Annotated in this window: 17 protein-coding genes and 2 CRISPR repeat arrays (1 of these 19 cut by a window edge); of the genes, 10 read left to right on the plus strand and 7 right to left on the minus strand. The window is 64.4% G+C overall.

All coding sequences use genetic code 11. The features are described 5' to 3' along the window. Nucleotide 1: 1 nt before the first annotated feature. The 4 genes from EL272_RS12955 (at nucleotide 2) to pknB (ending at nucleotide 6,323) form a co-directional block, all read left to right on the plus strand. Entirely contained in the window at nucleotides 2–1,408 is a 1,407-nt protein-coding gene (locus tag EL272_RS12955; RefSeq protein ID WP_014847666.1) for a PP2C family protein-serine/threonine phosphatase, read from the plus strand. Further along, nucleotides 1,402–2,796: an FtsW/RodA/SpoVE family cell cycle protein gene (locus EL272_RS12960; RefSeq protein ID WP_014847667.1), complete on the plus strand. Its 1,395-nt coding sequence runs from the start codon at nucleotides 1,402–1,404 to the stop codon at nucleotides 2,794–2,796. Before EL272_RS12955 ends, EL272_RS12960 begins: the two co-directional genes overlap by 7 nt. Beyond that, nucleotides 2,793–4,220 (plus strand): peptidoglycan D,D-transpeptidase FtsI family protein, encoded by a 1,428-nt coding sequence (locus EL272_RS12965; RefSeq protein WP_014847668.1) that lies wholly within the window; start codon nucleotides 2,793–2,795, stop codon nucleotides 4,218–4,220. The genes EL272_RS12960 and EL272_RS12965 overlap by 4 nt, the downstream gene beginning before the upstream one ends. A 63-nt stretch (nucleotides 4,221–4,283) precedes the next feature. Next, the gene (gene pknB / locus EL272_RS12970; protein WP_061787704.1) at nucleotides 4,284–6,323 is read left to right on the plus strand and encodes a Stk1 family PASTA domain-containing Ser/Thr kinase; all 2,040 of its coding nucleotides are present in this window, start codon (nucleotides 4,284–4,286) and stop codon (nucleotides 6,321–6,323) included. 66 nt (nucleotides 6,324–6,389) lie between these two features. Here pknB and EL272_RS12975 read toward each other — a convergent pair whose 3' ends face one another. The 4 genes from EL272_RS12975 to EL272_RS12985 form a co-directional block, all read right to left on the minus strand. Further along, complete coding sequence (locus EL272_RS12975; RefSeq protein ID WP_061787703.1) at nucleotides 6,390–7,031, minus strand: aminodeoxychorismate/anthranilate synthase component II; 642 nt, start codon at nucleotides 7,029–7,031, stop codon at nucleotides 6,390–6,392. Nucleotides 7,032–7,198: 167 nt separating this feature from the next. Beyond that, nucleotides 7,199–7,333 (minus strand): hypothetical protein, encoded by a 135-nt coding sequence (locus EL272_RS15920; protein WP_255265823.1) that lies wholly within the window; start codon nucleotides 7,331–7,333, stop codon nucleotides 7,199–7,201. A 195-nt stretch (nucleotides 7,334–7,528) separates the two neighbouring features. Next, nucleotides 7,529–7,993: a hypothetical protein gene (locus tag EL272_RS12980; protein WP_061787702.1), complete on the minus strand. Its 465-nt coding sequence runs from the start codon at nucleotides 7,991–7,993 to the stop codon at nucleotides 7,529–7,531. 160 nt (nucleotides 7,994–8,153) lie between these two features. Continuing rightward, a complete protein-coding gene (locus tag EL272_RS12985) occupies nucleotides 8,154–8,921 on the minus strand; it encodes a DUF881 domain-containing protein (RefSeq protein WP_081490332.1) in 768 nt (255 codons plus the stop codon). Nucleotides 8,922–9,010: 89 nt separating this feature from the next. Here EL272_RS12985 and EL272_RS12990 point away from each other — a divergent pair, with 89 nt between their 5' ends. Genes EL272_RS12990 through EL272_RS13000 form a run of 3 tightly spaced genes read left to right on the plus strand, consistent with a single transcriptional unit; the run spans nucleotide 9,011 to nucleotide 11,550 of the window. Further along, on the plus strand, nucleotides 9,011–9,307 hold the full coding sequence (locus EL272_RS12990; RefSeq protein WP_061787701.1) for a cell division protein CrgA: 297 nt from the start codon (nucleotides 9,011–9,013) through the stop codon (nucleotides 9,305–9,307). A 3-nt stretch (nucleotides 9,308–9,310) separates the two neighbouring features. Continuing rightward, nucleotides 9,311–9,988 (plus strand): HAD family hydrolase, encoded by a 678-nt coding sequence (locus EL272_RS12995; protein WP_061787700.1) that lies wholly within the window; start codon nucleotides 9,311–9,313, stop codon nucleotides 9,986–9,988. 41 nt (nucleotides 9,989–10,029) lie between these two features. Beyond that, nucleotides 10,030–11,550 carry a lysine--tRNA ligase gene (locus EL272_RS13000; protein ID WP_082793847.1) on the plus strand — a complete coding sequence of 507 codons (1,521 nt, stop codon included), beginning with the start codon at nucleotides 10,030–10,032 and terminating at the stop codon, nucleotides 11,548–11,550. Nucleotides 11,551–11,563: 13 nt separating this feature from the next. Here EL272_RS13000 and EL272_RS13005 read toward each other — a convergent pair whose 3' ends face one another. From EL272_RS13005 to EL272_RS13015, 3 genes are all read right to left on the minus strand, one after another. Beyond that, entirely contained in the window at nucleotides 11,564–12,028 is a 465-nt protein-coding gene (locus EL272_RS13005) for a hypothetical protein (RefSeq protein ID WP_061787699.1), read from the minus strand. Nucleotides 12,029–12,090: 62 nt separating this feature from the next. Next, nucleotides 12,091–12,459 carry a hypothetical protein gene (locus tag EL272_RS13010; RefSeq protein WP_061787698.1) on the minus strand — a complete coding sequence of 123 codons (369 nt, stop codon included), beginning with the start codon at nucleotides 12,457–12,459 and terminating at the stop codon, nucleotides 12,091–12,093. A 222-nt stretch (nucleotides 12,460–12,681) separates the two neighbouring features. Further along, entirely contained in the window at nucleotides 12,682–13,446 is a 765-nt protein-coding gene (locus EL272_RS13015) for a Rossmann-like domain-containing protein (RefSeq protein ID WP_061787697.1), read from the minus strand. A 107-nt stretch (nucleotides 13,447–13,553) separates the two neighbouring features. On the opposite strand from EL272_RS13015, the gene EL272_RS13020 reads away from it, so the two are divergent. The 3 genes from EL272_RS13020 to EL272_RS13030 all read left to right on the plus strand — a co-directional run bounded on the left by EL272_RS13020 (nucleotide 13,554) and on the right by EL272_RS13030 (nucleotide 17,251). Further along, entirely contained in the window at nucleotides 13,554–13,898 is a 345-nt protein-coding gene (locus EL272_RS13020) for an ArsR/SmtB family transcription factor (RefSeq protein WP_061787696.1), read from the plus strand. Continuing rightward, entirely contained in the window at nucleotides 13,895–14,899 is a 1,005-nt protein-coding gene (locus EL272_RS13025; RefSeq protein WP_073970037.1) for a cation diffusion facilitator family transporter, read from the plus strand. Before EL272_RS13020 ends, EL272_RS13025 begins: the two co-directional genes overlap by 4 nt. Nucleotides 14,900–15,292: 393 nt before the next feature. Further along, a CRISPR array of direct repeats spans nucleotides 15,293–16,068; the repeat unit is 36 nt. Between the two features lie 103 nt (nucleotides 16,069–16,171). Next, nucleotides 16,172–17,251 carry an IS630 family transposase gene (locus tag EL272_RS13030; RefSeq protein WP_014845732.1) on the plus strand — a complete coding sequence of 360 codons (1,080 nt, stop codon included), beginning with the start codon at nucleotides 16,172–16,174 and terminating at the stop codon, nucleotides 17,249–17,251. Between the two features lie 51 nt (nucleotides 17,252–17,302). After that, a CRISPR array of direct repeats spans nucleotides 17,303–17,599; the repeat unit is 36 nt; it runs 5,069 nt beyond the window's last position.

The raw sequence follows: 17,599 nt of genomic DNA on the forward strand, positions 1-17,599 counted from the left end.
GATGTTCTCCCTCGACTTCCGCGTCCACTCCGAGGTGGGACGGGTCCGCAAGAACAACCAGGACGCGGCCTTCGCCAGCCCCAACCTGCTGGTCGTCGCCGACGGTATGGGGGGCGCTGCCGCCGGGGACCTGGCCTCCGCCGTCGCCGCGAAGGAGGCCAGCGAGGGAGACCGGCGCCTCGACAACGAACACCTGGTGGAGCACATGGCGGGTATCGTTCAGCGCGCCAACGACAAGCTCGCCGACCTGATCGAGAACAACCTGGAACTGGACGGGATGGGCACCACCTTCTCGGGTGCCGCCTTCTCGGGCACGATGCTGGGAGTCGCGCACATCGGCGACTCGCGCGGCTACCTGCTGCGCGAAGGCGAACTGAAACAACTCACCCACGACCACTCGTGGGTGCAGTCGCTGATCGACGAGGGCCGCATCACACCGGAACAGGCGGCCACCCACCCGCACCGCTCGCTGATCCTGAAGGTCCTCAACGGGGCCGGGGACACGGACCCGGACTTCTTCGAACTACCGGTGCTGGAGGGAGACCGGGTGCTGTTCTGCTCCGATGGCCTGTCCGGCCTGATGAGCGAGGAGGACCTGCACGAGTTGATGTCCCTCGACGATCTCGACGAGTGCGTCTCACGCCTGTCGGCCCTGGCGAACGAGCACGGCGGCCACGACAACATCTCCTTGGTGCTGGCGCAGGTGGTGCCGCAGAGCGACGAACTTGACGCCGCCGAACCGCAGCTCGCCGGTTCCGCCCTGGAACGCGAAATCCCCACCATTGCCCACGAGGAGGAGGGCCCGGGCTATCCAGAGCCGGAGCCCGCCGAGGACCCCGACCACGACTCCACGGAGCAGGCCCGCTACGCCCCCCGGGAGAGCAGGAACAAACGCCGCTGGCCCACCATCCTGGCAGCGATCCTGGCGGGGGCGATCGTCGTGGGTGTGACCTTCTGGGGGGTGCGGGTCTACAGCTCCTCCCGGTACTTCATAGCTGCCGCCGACGGGCAGATCGGGATCTACAACGGCCTCCCGGGTTCGCTGCTCGGCCACGAGATGAACACCCTGGTGGAACGCCGCGACACCCGGATCTCCGATCTCCCGGTGTTCTTCCAACGGCAGGTGGCCAACACGATCGGGTTCTCAGACCTCGCCTCCGCCCGGGATGCGGCAAAAACCCTGGACGGGTACGCGACCCGCTGCGCCAGGGCACGTCAGCAGCGGCTCGGCCCCGTGAAACAGCCGGGTGAACCGCAGCCGAGCGAACCGGAGGGCCCGGGCCTGCCGACGGAACCCGTCGCCACCGCGTCGCTGTCGAGTTCACCGGGAGGACAGACGAACTATCCGACGATGCTCTCCCCGATGAGCCCGACGGCCGCCGAGGAAGCGGATCCGGAGGCATGCTGATGTCGGTCATGCAGCAGCCCTCGGCCACGGGCGAGTACATCATCTACCGGCAGCGGCGCGGGGTCGAGTTGGTGCTGACACTCATCGCGTGCGCGTTCGGTGTGGTGGGTTGGATCGTCTCCTACCTGAACCTGCGGGGCGCCCCCCCGGGGGACCTGATACCCGGCACCCTCATCTGGTTCGGCATGGCGCTGGCCGCGCACTTCGTCATCAGGTGGCGTATTCCCTACGCGGACCCGGTGATCCTGCCGATCGTGTTCCTGCTCAACGGCCTCGGCCTGGCCATGATCGCCCGCCTCGACAACGCCAAGAACACGCATGCCGCTACGAACCAGCTGCTCTGGACGGGGCTCGGCATCATGCTGTTCGCCGCGGTCGTGATCTGGCTGCTCGACCACCGCAGGCTCCAGCGTTTCCCCTACCTGTTGTTCCTGGCGGGCATGGGGTTGCTGCTGCTGCCCCTGGTGCCCGGGGTGGGTCGGGAACTGAACGGCGCACGGATCTGGATCGGGCTCGGCCCCTTCAGTTTCCAGCCCGCCGAGGTGGCAAAGATCCTCTTGGCGCTGGCTTTCGCGGCCTATTTCTACGAGAAACGCGACCTGCTGGCCCTGGCCGGCAGGCGCTTCATCGGCCTTGAGTTCCCGCGCGCCCGTGACCTCGGACCCATCGCGGTGATGTGGTTCCTCTCGCTGGGCATCATGGTTTTCCAGAACGACCTCGGCACCGCCCTGCTGTTCTTCGGCCTGTTCACCTTCATGATCTACGTCGCGACGCAGCGCCCGGCCTGGCCGATCCTGGCGGGTGTGGCGTTCGTGATCGCGGGGTTGCTGGCGTGGAGGTTCACCAGCCACGTGCCTCGCCGGGTCAATTCCTGGTTGAACCCGTTCAGCGACTACGACGCCAACTACCAGATCATCCAGGCCCAGTTCGGTTACGCCTGGGGCGGGTTGTTCGGGCGCGGCTGGGGACAGGGTTCGCCGTGGCTGACACCCATGAACGAGAGCGACTTCATCGCCGCCAGCCTCGCCGAGGAGATCGGGGTCGTCGGCATGATGGCGATCGTGCTGCTGTACGGGTTCATCGTCGCCCGGGGCATGAAGACCGCGCTGATCTGCCCGGACGGTTTCGGAAAGCTCCTGGCGGGTGGACTGGCCTTCACCTTCGCGTTGCAGGTGTTCTCGATCATCGGTGGCATCACCCGTCTGCTGCCCCTGACGGGCCTGACGACACCGTTCATGTCGCAGGGCGGATCCTCCCTGATCGCGAACTGGATGATCATCGGCATCCTGTTGGTGATCTCCCATCGCGCGCGCATGCCCCAGCGCGCAACGGCCACCCCGCAGGAGTTGATGACTCCTGCCCAGTCGACGGCGGTGATTGCGAAATGAACGGTCCCCTACGAAAGGTCAGTCTCTTCATCTCGCTACTGATGGCGGCATTGCTGGTGAACATCACCTGGCTGGCCGTGGCCAGGTCGGAGGATATGCTCAAGGATCCGCGGAATGTGCGCGTCAGGGATGCCGAGTTCAACACCAACCGGGGTGCGATCCTGGTCGGCAACGACGCAATCGCGATGTCGACTCCCGCTTCGGGAACGCTCCCGTGGCAGCGCACCTTCCCCCAAGGCGAGACGTACTCCTCGGTGACCGGTTGGTACTCGTACTCCTACGGCAAACAAGAGCTGGAGCGCAACTGGAACGCGGAGCTGACGGGCACGGCCTCGTCGCAGACGTTCACGCGGCTGGTTGACCTGTTGGCGGGCAAGAAACCGCAGGGCGCGAACCTGAACACGACGCTGAATCCGAAGGCGCAGGCCGCGGCGGTCAAGGCTCTGGGGAAGCAGCAGGGGGCCGCCATCGCCGTCGACTACACCACCGGTGAGATTCTGGCCCTGGTCTCCACCCCCACCTACGACCCGAACCTGCTGGCCTCCCACGACACCTCGGTGGAGAGACAGAACTGGGACATGCTGGTCAACGATTCCGCGGAGCCGCTGAAGAACCGGGCAGTGCGGGAGATCTTCCCTCCCGGTTCCACCTTCAAGCTGGTGACCGCGGCGGCCGCGCTGGAGGCCGGGTACAACCCGTCGTCCACCGTCGCATCCCCGACCAGCTACCAGGCCCCGGGTTCCAGCCACGGAATCGGCAACTCCACGGATTGCGGAGGCACGGAAACCACCCTCGAACACGCGTTGGCGATGTCCTGCAACACCGCTTTCGCGAAACTGGGTGTGGATCTGGGACAGACGAAGATGCTCGATACGGCGCAGCGCTTCGGCTTCAACTCGGCTCCCGGCATCGACCTGCCGTCGTCGACGTCCAAGTTCCCCACGCAGATGGATCCCGCCTACCTGGCACAGTCCAGCATCGGGCAGTACGAGGTGGCCGCCACCCCGCTGCAGATGCTGATGGTGGCCTCCGCTATCGCGAACAACGGGGTGTTGATGAAACCACATGTGGTCAAGAGCGTCACCGGAAGCGACCTCAAGGTGATCCAGACGATCCAACCCGAGCAGGCCGGTCGTCCGATCAGCGAGGGCACCGCCAAGCAACTCAAACAGATGATGGAGAATGTGGTCAGCGACGGCACCGGCTCGCCCGCGCAAGCCAGGGGACTGACCATCGGGGGCAAAACCGGTACCGCCCAGTCGGATCCCAACCGTCCCCCCTACGCATGGTTCGTCGGCTACGCCGCCGAGCCACACGTCGCCGTCGTGGCCTTCGTGCAGAGCACGTCGGTCGAACGCAACGACATCTCGGGCGGCAAGGTCGCCGCGCCGGTGTTCAAGGCCGTCGTGGAGTCCCTCCGATGAGGACGGGCAGAAACCGGGCCGATGGGCCACAATGGTTCCCGATCAACCGAAAGGACCAGTGCGATGACTGAGCGCGGCACCCTGCTGGGCGGGCGTTATGAGCTCGACCAGATCATCGGGCGTGGCGGCATGGCGGAGGTGTGGCGGGCCCGCGACCTGCGGCTCGTTCGTGACGTGGCCATCAAACGCCTGCGCATCGACCTGGCCAGCGACCCCACCTTCCAGGCCCGGTTCCGTCGCGAGGCCCAGTCGGCGGCGGGCCTGAACCACCCGAACATCGTCGCCGTCTACGACACCGGTGAGGAACGCGACACCAAGTCGGACGTGATGGTGCCCTACATCGTGATGGAGCTCGTCGAGGGCGTGACCCTGCGGGAGGTGCTGCGCGACGGCCGCAAGATCGTGCCCGCCCGTGCGCTGGAGTTCACCGCCGGGGTGTTGGACGCCTTGTCGTACAGCCACCGGGCCGGGATCATCCACCGTGACATCAAACCGGCCAACGTTATGCTCACCCCCGCCGGCACCGTGAAGGTGATGGACTTCGGCATCGCCCGGGCCGTCGCCGACACCTCCGCGACGATGACGCAGACCGCCGCGGTGATCGGCACCGCGCAATACCTGTCGCCGGAGCAGGCGCGCGGGGAGAAGGTCGACCAGCGCTCGGATCTGTACTCGGTGGGGTGTCTGCTCTACGAGTTGCTGTGCTCGGAGCCGCCGTTCAAGGGCGACTCCCCCGTCTCGGTCGCCTACCAGCACGTCCGGGAAACCCCCGTGCCGCCCAGCCAGCGCGACCCGGAGGTCACCCCGGCGATGGACGCCATCACCTTGAAGGCGTTGGCGAAGTCGCCGAACGACCGCTACCAGGACGCCCGCGAGTTCCGCGAGGACATCCTGCGGGCCCTGAACGGGCAGCCCGTGATGGCGGCCTACTCCTCCCCCGTCGAGATGCCGACGACGGTGATGCCGTCCCCCGCCCGGCGCGCGGCACCGACCCTCCTCACCACACCACCGGATGCCGACAGCGCCGCGGAAACAACATCCGTGAACGGCGCGGTCGGCACCATGAACGGCGTCGCCGACCCCGTGGAGGCCGAGGAGGAGCCGAAGAAGAAACGCAAAACCCTGGTGGCCATCTCGGTGCTGGCCGTGTTGCTGGTGGCGGGTATCGCCACGGCCGTCTACATGGTGCTCAATTCGGGACCGCGACAGGTGCAGATCCCGAACGTCGTCGGAGCGCTCCAGGCCAGCGCGGAAGCCACTTTGAAGGAGCAGGGTTTCGCGACGAAGGTTGAGAACGTCGAGTCCGACGACGCCAACAAGGGCAAGGTGGTCGACACCGACCCAAAGGTCGGGACGCAGGCCACGTCCGGGAGCACCGTGACCCTGAAGGTGGGTGTGGGCCCGACCCAGCTGAAGGTCCCCGACGTGAAGGGAAAGTCCTTCGACGAGGCCTCGAAGGCGCTAAAGAGTGCTGGTTTCACGGGCCAGATCTCCAAGGCCGACATGGATCCGGCCAAGGAAGCCGCGGACGCCGTGAAGGATCAGGCTCAGGAAACCGAACCGGCAGCGGGCCAGGCCGCCGCCCCGGACCAGGCCATCACCGTGCGAGTCGCCACGGGCAAGTCCGCGGTACCCGATTTCACCGGCATGACCGTCGATGAGGCCCGGTCGAAGGCCAGCGAGCTGGGGTTCAAGACGAGGGTGAGCGTGCTGGAGAAAGAGAGCACTGCGCAGGCTGCCGGGAAGGTCTTCGCGCAGGATCCCGAGGAGGGAACCGCCTTGGAGCGCAAGTCGGGAAAGATCACCATCACCATCGCGAAGGCGGCCCCCACCACCGCGAAGATGCCGAACCTGATCGGCATGGATGAGAGCCAGGCCACCCAGGCCTTCAAGAGTGCCGGTTTCACGGGCAATCTGCGCATCACGAAGGTGACGACGACCGACCCCACCAAACCGGCCAACAGGATCTACTCGCAGAGCGTCGCACCGGACACGGAGCTGGACAAGAACTCCTCCGATGTCTCGGTGGAGATCGCCATACCTCCACAGGCGACGGCTCCGACCAACCCCTTCCCGTCACCGTCGCCATCCAAGACTGGCTGATCCGGTTTTGACCCGGCTGGCACAAGGGCCCTGCTTTCGCCCCGCCAGCCGGGTTGTTTCCGCGTCTCAGAGGTCGACGTCGGCGGCGACCAGCGGGCCGAACCCCGATGCGCGAGTCGGGGCGTCGGTGTCGCCGCAGGTGACCAGCCAGTTTGCGAGCATCTGGTAGCCGCCCTCGGTAAGCACCGACTCGGGGTGGAACTGCACTGCTTCCATGGGCCATTCGCGGTGACGCACGGCCATGATGACCCCCGATTCGGTGCGGGCCGTGATCTCCAGTTCCTCCGGGAACTTGTCCTCGACGGCGGCGAGGGAGTGGTAGCGGGTGGTGCGCAGCGGAGACGGCAAACCAGTGAAGACCCCTTTGCCGTCGTGAGTCACGGGCGAGACCTTGCCGTGCAGCAGTTCGCCGGCCCGGTCGACGACACCACCGAGGGCCACGGCCATCGCCTGGAGTCCCAGGCAGACCCCGAACAGCGGTTTGCGTCCGCCGAGTCGCCGAATCACCTCGACGCACACCCCGGCGCGTTCCGGGGTGCCAGGGCCGGGTGAGAGCAGCACCCCGTCGAAGGCGTCCTCCCAGCCGGGTTCCGCGAACCGCGGGTCGTCGTTGCGCCACACAGTCACGTCGGCGCCGATCTGGGCCAGGTAGGAGACGATGTTGTAGACGAACGAGTCGTAGTTGTCGATGACGAGGATGCGTGCCACGGCGGCAATTCTGTCACGCTACGGCAATCGATGCGCCGTGCGCCGCGGCGCGTTCTTCACCGGTCCCGGCAGGAAAGCCGTTGGGCCCGCGGGAAGGACCCAACGGCTTTGTCATCGGCTACCCGGCGCTGTACCCGGTTCGAGGCAGTCCGGGTTTGACCGGCGACCTACTGGGCGGGGCCGAGGTCGGTGAAGGCAGTCCCGTCGACGGCGGTGCCGTGGGAGTTGCCGATGGTGGCCGGGGAGGGTCCGGTGGCCTTGACGGAGCAGGCTTCCGCCTGCTCAGGCCGAGAACGAATCACCGACCTGGACGACCGACAACTGCTTGGAAACCGGACGTGGAGATTCCATCACCTCATCCGCATTCGCCGCCGTAGGGCGCAATACCCCGGATGCGGAAAACAACACCGCCGCCACGACCAGTCGAATTAATCTTTTCGAAACTCCTCCAAATTGTTCCACAGTTTTGAACTTACCCAGATTCCCCCCACCCCCACTCACGGCTCATCAAAAACCCTGAGCCTGATCATCAGGTCAGCCGCGTCATTGTCAGAAATGAAAACACCGCATTCACGCCTAGGGTTATTTTTTTGACCATTCCACACCATATTGGGCGGCAGACCGCTCTCAAAGTCCTTTTTCCAGCCCGATTCCTTGGCGAAGGCAACCGCCCGGTCAAAGACCTCCTGGCGATCATCATCACCCAAGGAGAACACTCTCCTCACCTCGGTGAACTCGGGCTTGCCCAAGGGACGCCGATACCCACTCTCGGAGCCCTCCTTCAGGGTCAGGCCCAACAGATTCTCCGCTGCCATGGGATCCTCCAAGAGCACCGGCAACTGCGACCGATCCTCCACCAGATCATCCACAGCACCACAACCAGCCAGCAAACCCACACCCACCAGCAACACACCCCGCCGCGACCACGAAACAAAGCCGCCATGAACCTCCCTGTCCACCATGCAACAATCCAACCACACCACACAGCCGGCCAGAAGCAATCCGAATGGACTGCGGAATCCGAGGCTTTACGCAAGAGAGGGACGCGCCAGCATGGCCCATTCGGGCCGTCCCTCCGTCACTGCCATGCCGGCCTGGCTTCGTTAGGGGCAGCGATTCCCATTACTTGGGTTTTGCGTGGGTGATTCCCAAAGCGCCCTGAAAAGCCGGCAAAGACAGGGAGGATTCCTTGGTTTCCTTGTATCCCAGGCCGTATGCGTCGGCGTACTGCCGGTAGATGGTCAACGCCCGGGATTCCTTCAGGGCTGCGGCCATGCGGCCGGCGTCGCCGATCGCCTCGATCACGTAGGGCGGCGCGTAGGGAATACCGTGCAGGACGACGGAGTTGCCCACGCACTTGATTCCCGACGTGGTGATGATCCGCTGCCCCTGGATGCTGACCGCCTCCGCTCCCCCTTTCCAGAGGGCATTGACGACGGCTTGGATGTCCTGTTGGTGCACCACCAGGGCGTCGTCGTCGACCCCCGCGGGTTTCACGTCGGTGGGGGCGTCGGTGAGGGTCACCCGCATTCCGGGACCGGTCACGGGAACCGCGGCCGCCTGCTCCGCCACCGCGCGCTGCTGGCGCTCCAGCTCCGGGGATGCGCCCTGCTTGTGTCCGAGCTCCTCCACTTCGGAACGGACCTCTGCTACCTCTTTTCGCAGCTGTTCGTTTCGCTGGGCCTGGGTGGCGACCAGGCCACGCAGGTCGGTGTTGCGGTCGGAGCGCAGGTCGGTGCCGCGGGCCGCCAGGGCGGAGGCGGTGAGCATCGTACCCGCCAGGACGCAGATGATGCCCGTGCCCACCCTGCCCCGAAGGCTCCTGGGGTTCTCATCGCTGCGGGGGCCCCTGATGCGTCTCAGGAGACGGGTCAGACGGGTCTCGCTCATGGGGCAACCCTACGCGGTGCGGGTGCCAGATGTGTTCCTGCCGTCCGACTCCACTAATCTTGGTCGGCAGAGGCGAAAGGAGGGGCGCGGTGCCCGAATCCAAGGTGCGTAAGGAAGCCAAGAGCAAAGCGCGCAAAAAGCAGTCCGAAGAGCTCGAGAAGGCTCGCAAGGAACGCAGGGATCGCAAACGCTTGGCTGCCAACACCGAACGCAGGTGGGTTCCTTGGGTTTTCATCCCGGTCGGGCTGCTGGGTGTGCTCTGGATGGTGACCTGGAACCTGGCGGGAAACTACATCGGCTTCATGAGGGCGCTGACTGAGTGGAACATCCTGATCGCCCTCGGCCTGATCATCGCCTGCTTCAGCCTGATGACGCTCTGGAAGTGACCGATGGGCTGGGAACGCGCCGGCGGTGAGGCCGTCGGCCTCTTCGACGCGGTGATCCTGGATCACGACGGCACCATCGTCGATTCCCGCGACGCCATGGTCCGCGCCTACACCCGCTGGGCCGGAGAGTACGGCGTCAACCTGAATGAAATGCCGAAGTACATGGGCATGCCGAGCCGCGCCCTGGCGGAGGCTTTGGTTCTCGACGCGAAGCATTGGGACGAGGCGGCGGAACGCATCGAGGAGCTGGAGGTCTCCGACACCGCGGGGGTGATCCCCATGCCGGGGGCGGTCGACGCCTTCCGGGTGCTGCCCGGCGACGCGGTGGCGGTCGCAACCTCCTGCACACAAACCCTGCTCGACGCCCGGTTGAACGCCGCCGGTCTGCCCCATCCCCGGGTCGTGGTGACCCGCGACCAGGTGGAGCGCGGCAAACCCGCCCCCGACTCGTTCCTGCTGGCCGCGAAACGGCTCGGCGTGGAACCGTCGCGCGCGCTCGTGGCGGAGGACGCCCTCGCGGGAATCGCAGCCGCCCGGGCCGGTGGTTTCCCGACACTCGGGATCCTCAGCACCCACACCGCCGACGCCCTCCGCGCCGACGTGCACGTGACGGATCTGTCGCAGGTGACCTGGGACGTGAGCGACGAGGGCATCCGCGTGATCGTTCACGACGCCCGCTGACGATTCATCCGCTCCGGCCATGACCGGTAAAATGCCCTGCCGTGACTGAAGCACGTACGCAGGCAACCGAACCCATCGACTCGGAGCAGACGACGGTCCGCAAGGAGAAGCGGGCCCGGCTGCTGGCCGCCGGATCCGATCCCTACCCCGCCGACCTGGTCCGCAGCCATACCCTCCTCCAGGTGCGCGAGGGCTGGGGGCACCTGGAGGCCGGGGAGGAAACCGACGACGTGGTGCAGGCCGGTGGTCGCGTCGTGTTCATCCGCAACACCGGCAAACTGGCCTTCGCGACCCTGCAGGACGGCTTCACCCCCGGCGACAACGGTGAACGCCTCCAGGTGATGTTGTCGCTGGCGGAGGTCGGAGCGGAGGCCCTGGCGGCCTGGAAATCGGACGTCGATCTGGGCGATCACGTCTGGGTGGAGGGTCGCGTCATCTCGTCGAAACGCGGTGAGTTGTCGGTGATGGCTAAGCGGTGGCGGATGGCGTCGAAGGCGCTGCGCCCTCTCCCCGTGCTGCACAAGGAGCTGTCCGAGGAGAGCAGGGTTCGCCGTCGCTACGTCGACCTGATCGCCCGCGAGGATGCACGCGCCATGGTGCGCAACCGCGCCGCCATCACCCATGCCATTCGCGACACCCTGTACCGGCAGGGTTACATGGAGGTGGAGACCCCGCAGCTGCAGCTCGTCCACGGCGGCGCCGCAGCCCGGCCGTTCACCACGCACCTGAACGCCTTCGACATCGACATGAGCCTGCGCATCGCGCTGGAGCTGCACCTCAAACGCACCATGGTCGGTGGCGCGGATCGCGTCTACGAGATGGGGCGGGTGTTCCGCAACGAGGGCATCGACTCGTCGCACTCCGCGGAGTTCACGATGCTGGAGGCATACCAGTCGTGGGGCGACCAGCGGACCATCGCGCAGCTGATCCAAGACATCATCGTCGCCGCCGCCGACGCCGTCGGTTCCCGGCAGGTCGAAACCGACCGGGGAACCATCGACCTCGACGGTCAGTGGCGGTGGCTGCCGTTCTTCGACGGGCTGAGCGAGGCGGTAGGTCGCGAAATCACCGTCGAGACCTCCCTTGAGGAGCTGAGGGCCGTCGCCGACGAACACGAAGTGGAGTACGACCCGAAGTGGAACGCGGGCAAGTTGTCGCTGGAGCTGTTCGGGGATCTCGTGGAGCCCGGGTTGATCCAGCCGACCTTCGTCCACGACTACCCGTCGCTCGCGCAGCCCCTCGCTCGCCCGCACCGCTCCGAGCCCGGGAAGATCGAGGCCTGGGACCTGATCATCGGCGGCATGGAACGCGGCACCGGTTTCACCGAACTCATTGACCCGGTGATCCAGCGCGACGTGCTGGTGCGTCAGTCCCTCGCCGCGGCCGCCGGGGATCCGGAGGCGATGCAGCTCGACGAGGACTTCCTGGAGGCCCTCGAGTACGGGGCTCCGCCGATGGGTGGGTTGGGGCTCGGCATCGACCGTCTGGTGATGCTCCTCAACCCGGGAGCGGGCATCCGGGAGACGATTCTCTATCCCCTGTTACGTCCCTCCGCGGGCTGAGGAGCCAGCGACCTCAGCGGAGCGCAGTCGAGAGCGCTCCGAAAAATATCACCACTCCCACACCGATCGCGAACCACTGCATCGGAATGAAGAAAAGGGTGTGGATGTTCTTGAGCTGGCGGAGCACATCGGGGCTTTCGTTGGTGATCAGCTGTTCGACCTGGGCGTAGCCCTCCTCCCGGGAGGAGGGAGCCTGGAGGCCGGGAGCCATCTGGAACTGGCCGGCGTCGACGCGGGCGCGCAGTTCGGCGCGTCGCTGTTCCTGCCATTCGGCCACCTTGGCGCGGGGGCGTATCACGTTGAGCCATCGCCCACACAGAAAGCCCAGGGCGCCACCGACGAGTGCACCGAGAGCAGCGACGATATTGGTAATCGCGCTCTTGCTCCCATACATACTCGCCGGTAGGGCGCCCAAGGCGAACGCGGTCAATGCAGGGAAGGCAGCCCCCAAAAGCCCCCAGCCACGGAAAATGATCATGCCCGAATGCTAGGAGGCACCCGGGTCAGACGTCGGCCGGTCCCCATCAATCGGGCAAGTCGCTAGGGCCACGACATAAAGAAGGACGCAACGAAGTAGATCAGGGCTGCCGACCCGGTCCAGATCCCCTCCCAGTGGAGCGGAACCCAGTAGAGGCTGTGTTGGTTGGTCATCTTCGGGAGAACTTCCGAGGCCTCCTGCTGCACCTTCTGCTCCACCTGCGCGTAGCCCTCCTCCGCGCTGGCGGGAAGCGGAACACCGGGGGCCAGCTGGAACTGCCCCTGATCCACCAGGGAGCACAGTTCCTTGCGCCGTTCCTCCATCCAGCGCGCGAGCTTGACGCGGGGGCGTTTCTGGTTCAGCCACTGCCCCACGAACCAGGTCCCCACCGACCCGACGACGACCCCAATCAGGGCAAATTTCAAGTACACCGCGTTGGAAGGATTGAATAATGAAGCAATCCCGCACATGAGCCCGACGCCTAGAAGAGGCAGAAGTATGCCCAGTACGCCCCAACCTTTGTAAACGATCATGGGCAAACACTATGGGACGTCACAGACATATTCCGCCCGCTGGCGCTGCTCCCCCGTCGGCACGGTCAGGACCGGTACGGGCTTCCTGGGCTGCCGACGGGGCTTGGGTTTCCTTCCGGGTTAGGCGGGACGGTGCTGGTGGACGCGATACCCGGCGGCGAACATGCCCTTCATGTTGACGCCGGCCAGGGCGCGGTCGAGCTGTTGCGGGTTCGGGGAGACGAACCCGGTGATGGTGTCGACGCCGTGGTCGAACAGCAGCGGGTTGAGCGGAACCGACGGGCCGACCAGCACGGTGTGGGCGTTGCGCGACAGCTCGATCAGGCGCGGCGCGGTCTTGTTGACGAAGGAGGAACCGGAGATGAACACGTAGTCGCATTCGGGTAGGAGGTATTCGCAGGCGGAGTCGGGGTAGTCGCCGGGCTGCGGGTTGCGTTCCAGGCAGATGTATTCCCCCGCCGCCTCGAGGGCCTTCTGGGCGAAGGGGAAATGCCCGACCACCGCTACCTTCTTGCCCGCGACGTCGGTGGCGTAGGGGTCGAAGACCATGCTCCAGTTGATGCCCTGCCCGGTGGAGACGAAACCGTTCGCCTCGGCGGTTTCCGGGCGGCTGTGCCAGGAGTTGATGGCGGCCTGCCCGATGGAGGACTCAGCCAGGTTCCAGCTACGGATCAGGCCCGCGGCCTCACGCAGCGGGATGCCGTCGAGGGTGACCCCGGGGAAGATGTCGGGGCGGGTCTTGACGTTCATGGTCCACGCCATGCCGATGCCACCCGCCGAGTTGATCACCCGGGTCCACTGAGCGCCGACGTTCACCGTGGTCAGAGTCACCTCCTCCGGGATCGCGTCGGTCAGGGCGTCGTAGATCTCCCAGGGGTTTGGCATGTCGTTCTCCGTCTGGCCAAGGTTAGGCTTACTCGTTGGAGGGTACACGGCAGATTTCGTCGCCAAAACCCCTTGGCATCATCGTCGCAAACCGCTATCATCGTCTCATGACGATGAAAGAGACGGAAACTCCCGACACCGAGATGGCAGCGACGCTGTTCCGGTCCCTCGCTGATCCGAACAGGCTGGCCATCGTCAAGCACCTGATGCTGTCGGAGCACCGGGTGGCCGACCTCGTCGGGCACCTGGGGCTGGCGCAGTCCACGGTGTCGGCCCACGTCCGGGGGCTGCGGGACAGCGGACTGCTGACCGCACGGGTGAGGGGCCGCGCCACTTTCTATTCCTTGGCCGAACCAGAACTGACGACGAATCTGCTGGCCGCGGCCGACGACCTCCTGGTCGCAACCGGCGAGGTCCCAGTCATCTGCGAACCGGAAGTCGAAGCACCATGAGCGAACACCACGACCACGACACCCACAATCACGAGCACCACGACGAGTCCCACGACCACGATCATCACGGGCACGGCCACGGGCATGGCCACAGCCATAATCACGCGCACGGCTCGACGAACCGGAAACGCCTCGGAATCGCACTGGGCATAACCGGCTTGATCTTCGCCGCCGAGGTGATCGGCGCAATCGTGACGGACAGCCTGGCGCTGCTCGTCGATGCCGGACACATGCTGACCGATTCTCTCGGCCTGGTGGTGGCGCTCATCGCGGCGACGTTGATGAAACGTCCCCCCTCGGAGCGTCACACCTGGGGTTGGCAGCGCGCGGAGGTGCTGTCCGCCGGGGCGCAGTCCGCGATTCTGCTGTGCGTTGGAGGCTACGCCATCTACGAGGGCGTACTTCGCCTGTTCGCTCCTCCGGAGGTGGAGGCGGGCGGCGTGGCCGTCATCGGTGTGGTCGGCCTGCTGGGCAACGTGGCGTCGCTGTTGGTGCTGATGGGCGGCAAGGACAGCAACTTGAACATGCGGGCCGCCTTCCTGGAAGTGTTGAATGATGCCCTCGGGTCGGTGGCGGTGATCGTCTCTGCGGTGGTGATCGCCCTGACGGGGTGGACCCGTGCTGACACCATCGCCGGTCTTCTCGTGGCCGCGCTGATCGTTCCGCGGGCCTTGAAGCTGCTGCGGGAGTCGGGGTCGATCCTGTTGGAGGCCACACCGACCGAACTGGACCTGACCAAGGTGAGGCAACACCTGTTGGAAAGGCCCCACGTCAAGGAGGTGCACGACCTCCACGCCTCCGTGGTATCCACCGAACTTCCGGTTCTGACTGCCCACGTGGTCCTCGCCGACGAATGTTTCACCGATGGACATTCACAAGAGATTCTGGCCGATATCCAGGAGTGCCTGATCAAGCATCACGAGATCCGCATCGAGCACTGCACCCTGCAACTGGAGTCGGAAAAGGTGGCAGAAAAGCACAAGGAGCACCTGCACGCGTAAGACGAACAGGGCCAGCAGGTCGCGATCCCATCGCGAGAGATTTCACGAAATTTGTTCATGCCCATCCTCAAGCCCGCCTAACCAAGGGCGTCAACCGTCGATGAGCAACCTGTAGAAAAACATCAGGGGGATCACTTTCACCCACACCTGCGAACAAGATTTCATATTTCGCATAAGAATCGCCGGGGAAACCGCCGACGGAGCAAGACCGCCGTTCTGGTTTCCCCGGCGATTAGTGCACAAAGGGGTAGGCGACACCGCTCTCCCAAAGAATGCCCACCTTGACAGTAATCAAGAAGCCACGACAGCTTCGCTTCAGCTTATCGACGGAATCCACCCTAGAAAGCCGAAACAGCCCGCGGCGCGGAAACAAGCACTGAACCTGACCTGATGGCCTCAATGGAGTCCGACCCAGAAGGCCGGAACAATGCTGTGTCTGCTGAGCAGGCGCAAGCCAAAACCGTCCGTCTCAATGAAGTCCGACCTAGAAGGCCGGAACAATTCTACGGCGACAAGTACCTTGACGGCTACATTGCTGCGTCTCAATGAAGTCCGGCCTAGAAGGCCGGAACAATTTGCCCCGGTTGGGTTCAGGTTGTGATCCAGTACTTTGGCGTCTCAATGAAGTCCGGCTTAGAAGGCCGGAACAATGCAGTCGGCAATCCACCATACTTCCGGAACCGTTGATAGTCTCAATGAAGTCCGGCCTAGAAGGCCGGAACAATGCCGGCGTACATGCCCCCCAGCCCTCAGGACATTGTCCGTCTCAATGAAGTCCGGCCTAGAAGGCCGGAACAATCTGCCGTGGAAGCACTTCGTGGCCTGTCGCTCCCCTGTGGTCTCAATGAAGTCCGGCCTAGAAGGCCGGAACAATGCCGTCGCTCGGGACGTCGAGAAGGGCTTCATCGTAGGGTCTCAATGAAGTCCGGCCTAGAAGGCCGGAACAATCCAGTAAGTACGCTGACTATGAGGAGGTGCGGGGGTGACGTCTCAATGAAGTCCGGCCTAGAAGGCCGGAACAATCAAGCAAGCCTATGACTGGTACAAAGAGTACGTGGACGTCTCAATGAAGTCCGGCCTAGAAGGCCGGAACAATACGCATATGTGGCGGCACAGGGATGCTGCGCTGGTTGTCTCAATGAAGTCCGGCCTAGAAGGCCGGAACAATCGGCTGGGAGGCCCTCAACATCCCAGCCCAGTGCGAGTCTCAATGAAGTCCGGCCTAGTGGCGTGGCGTTTAAATAGCTTTACGGTTTGGTGGGATAATGAAGCATGGCGAACAAACCAGCCCCGGCCCTGCCGCTTCGTGATGGTGACCAAGCGATACTTGAGAAGGTGGTGCGTTCAAGCGCCACAACCGCAGGGGCAGCGCAGCGGGCGAGGATCGTGTTGCTGGCCTCCCAGGGAGTCGCGAATGCGTTGATCTCTGAGTTGGTGGGGGTGTCTCGACCGACGGTGAATCTGTGGCGGGGCCGCTACCTGGAACACGGTCTGGAGGGGCTGGTTGACATCCCACGTCCAGGCCGCCCGAAGGTGGTTGATGATGCAGCGATCATCACCGCAACGTTGAGGCCTCCCCCGAAGCGTCTGGGGGTGACTCACTGGTCGAGTCGGCTGCTGGCTCCCCGCCTGGGGGTGCACAAGTCCACGGTCACCAAGGCCTGGAAGAAGTACGGGATCCGGCCATGGAAGGCCGACACGTTCAAGTTCTCCACCGACCCGGAACTGGAGGCCAAGGTCACCGACATTGTAGGCATGTATCTGAACCCGCCGGCTAACGCGATCGTGTTGTGCGTCGATGAGAAGTCCCAGATCCAGGCGTTGAACCGCACCCAGAAAGTGCTTCCGATGCAACCTGGCCACAACGAGCAACGCAGCCACGACTACGTCCGCCATGGCACCACCACCTTGTTCGCCGCCCTGGAAATCGCCACCGGGAAGGTGACCGGGCTCTGCAAGGACCGGCACCGCCACCAAGAGTTCCTCGGTTTCCTCAAGCATGTGGCCCGTGCCTACCCGGAACAGGAACTACACCTGGTGATGGACAACTACGCCGCGCACAAGCGAGTCGAGGTCCGCAACTGGCTTACAGCAAACCCACGCATCAAGGTCCACTTCACCCCGACGTCGGGGTCATGGTTGAACCTGGTCGAGGTCTGGTTCGGCATCATCGAACGCCAAGCCATCCGACGCGGTACCTTCGTCTCAGTCCGCGAGTTGATCGGCAAGATCCGCGAATTCATCAACAGCTGGAACAACCGGAAACACCCGTTCATCTGGACCAAAACCCCAGACGAAATCCTCGCCAAAATCAACCGCAAACGTAAACTCACCTCAACGCCACGCCACTAGAAGGCCGGATCAATCCTCGGAGGCAGCCAGGCTCCGGCGTCGAATCGGAAAGTCTCAATGAAGTCCGGCCTAGAAGGCCGGAACAATCTGCTGGTTGGCGGTGTTGTACGACTTCCACAGGGGTCTCAATGAAGTCCGGCCTAGAAGGCCGGAACAATTGTTTCAGATCCTGTCTTGACAACTTCTCAAGGGACTGTCTCAATGAAATCCGGCCTAGAAGTCCGGAACAATGTGGTGCATGATGCGGATGCGGCTGGTGATCCAGTCGTCTCAATGAAGTCCGGCCTAGAAGGCCGGAACAATGTGGGTTGACGCGGAAATTATGGTCCGCGATTACGTTTTGTCTCA

Origin of the sequence: Arachnia propionica (assembly GCF_900637725.1) — a bacterium.
Classification (GTDB): Bacteria; Actinomycetota; Actinomycetes; order Propionibacteriales; family Propionibacteriaceae; genus Arachnia; species Arachnia propionica.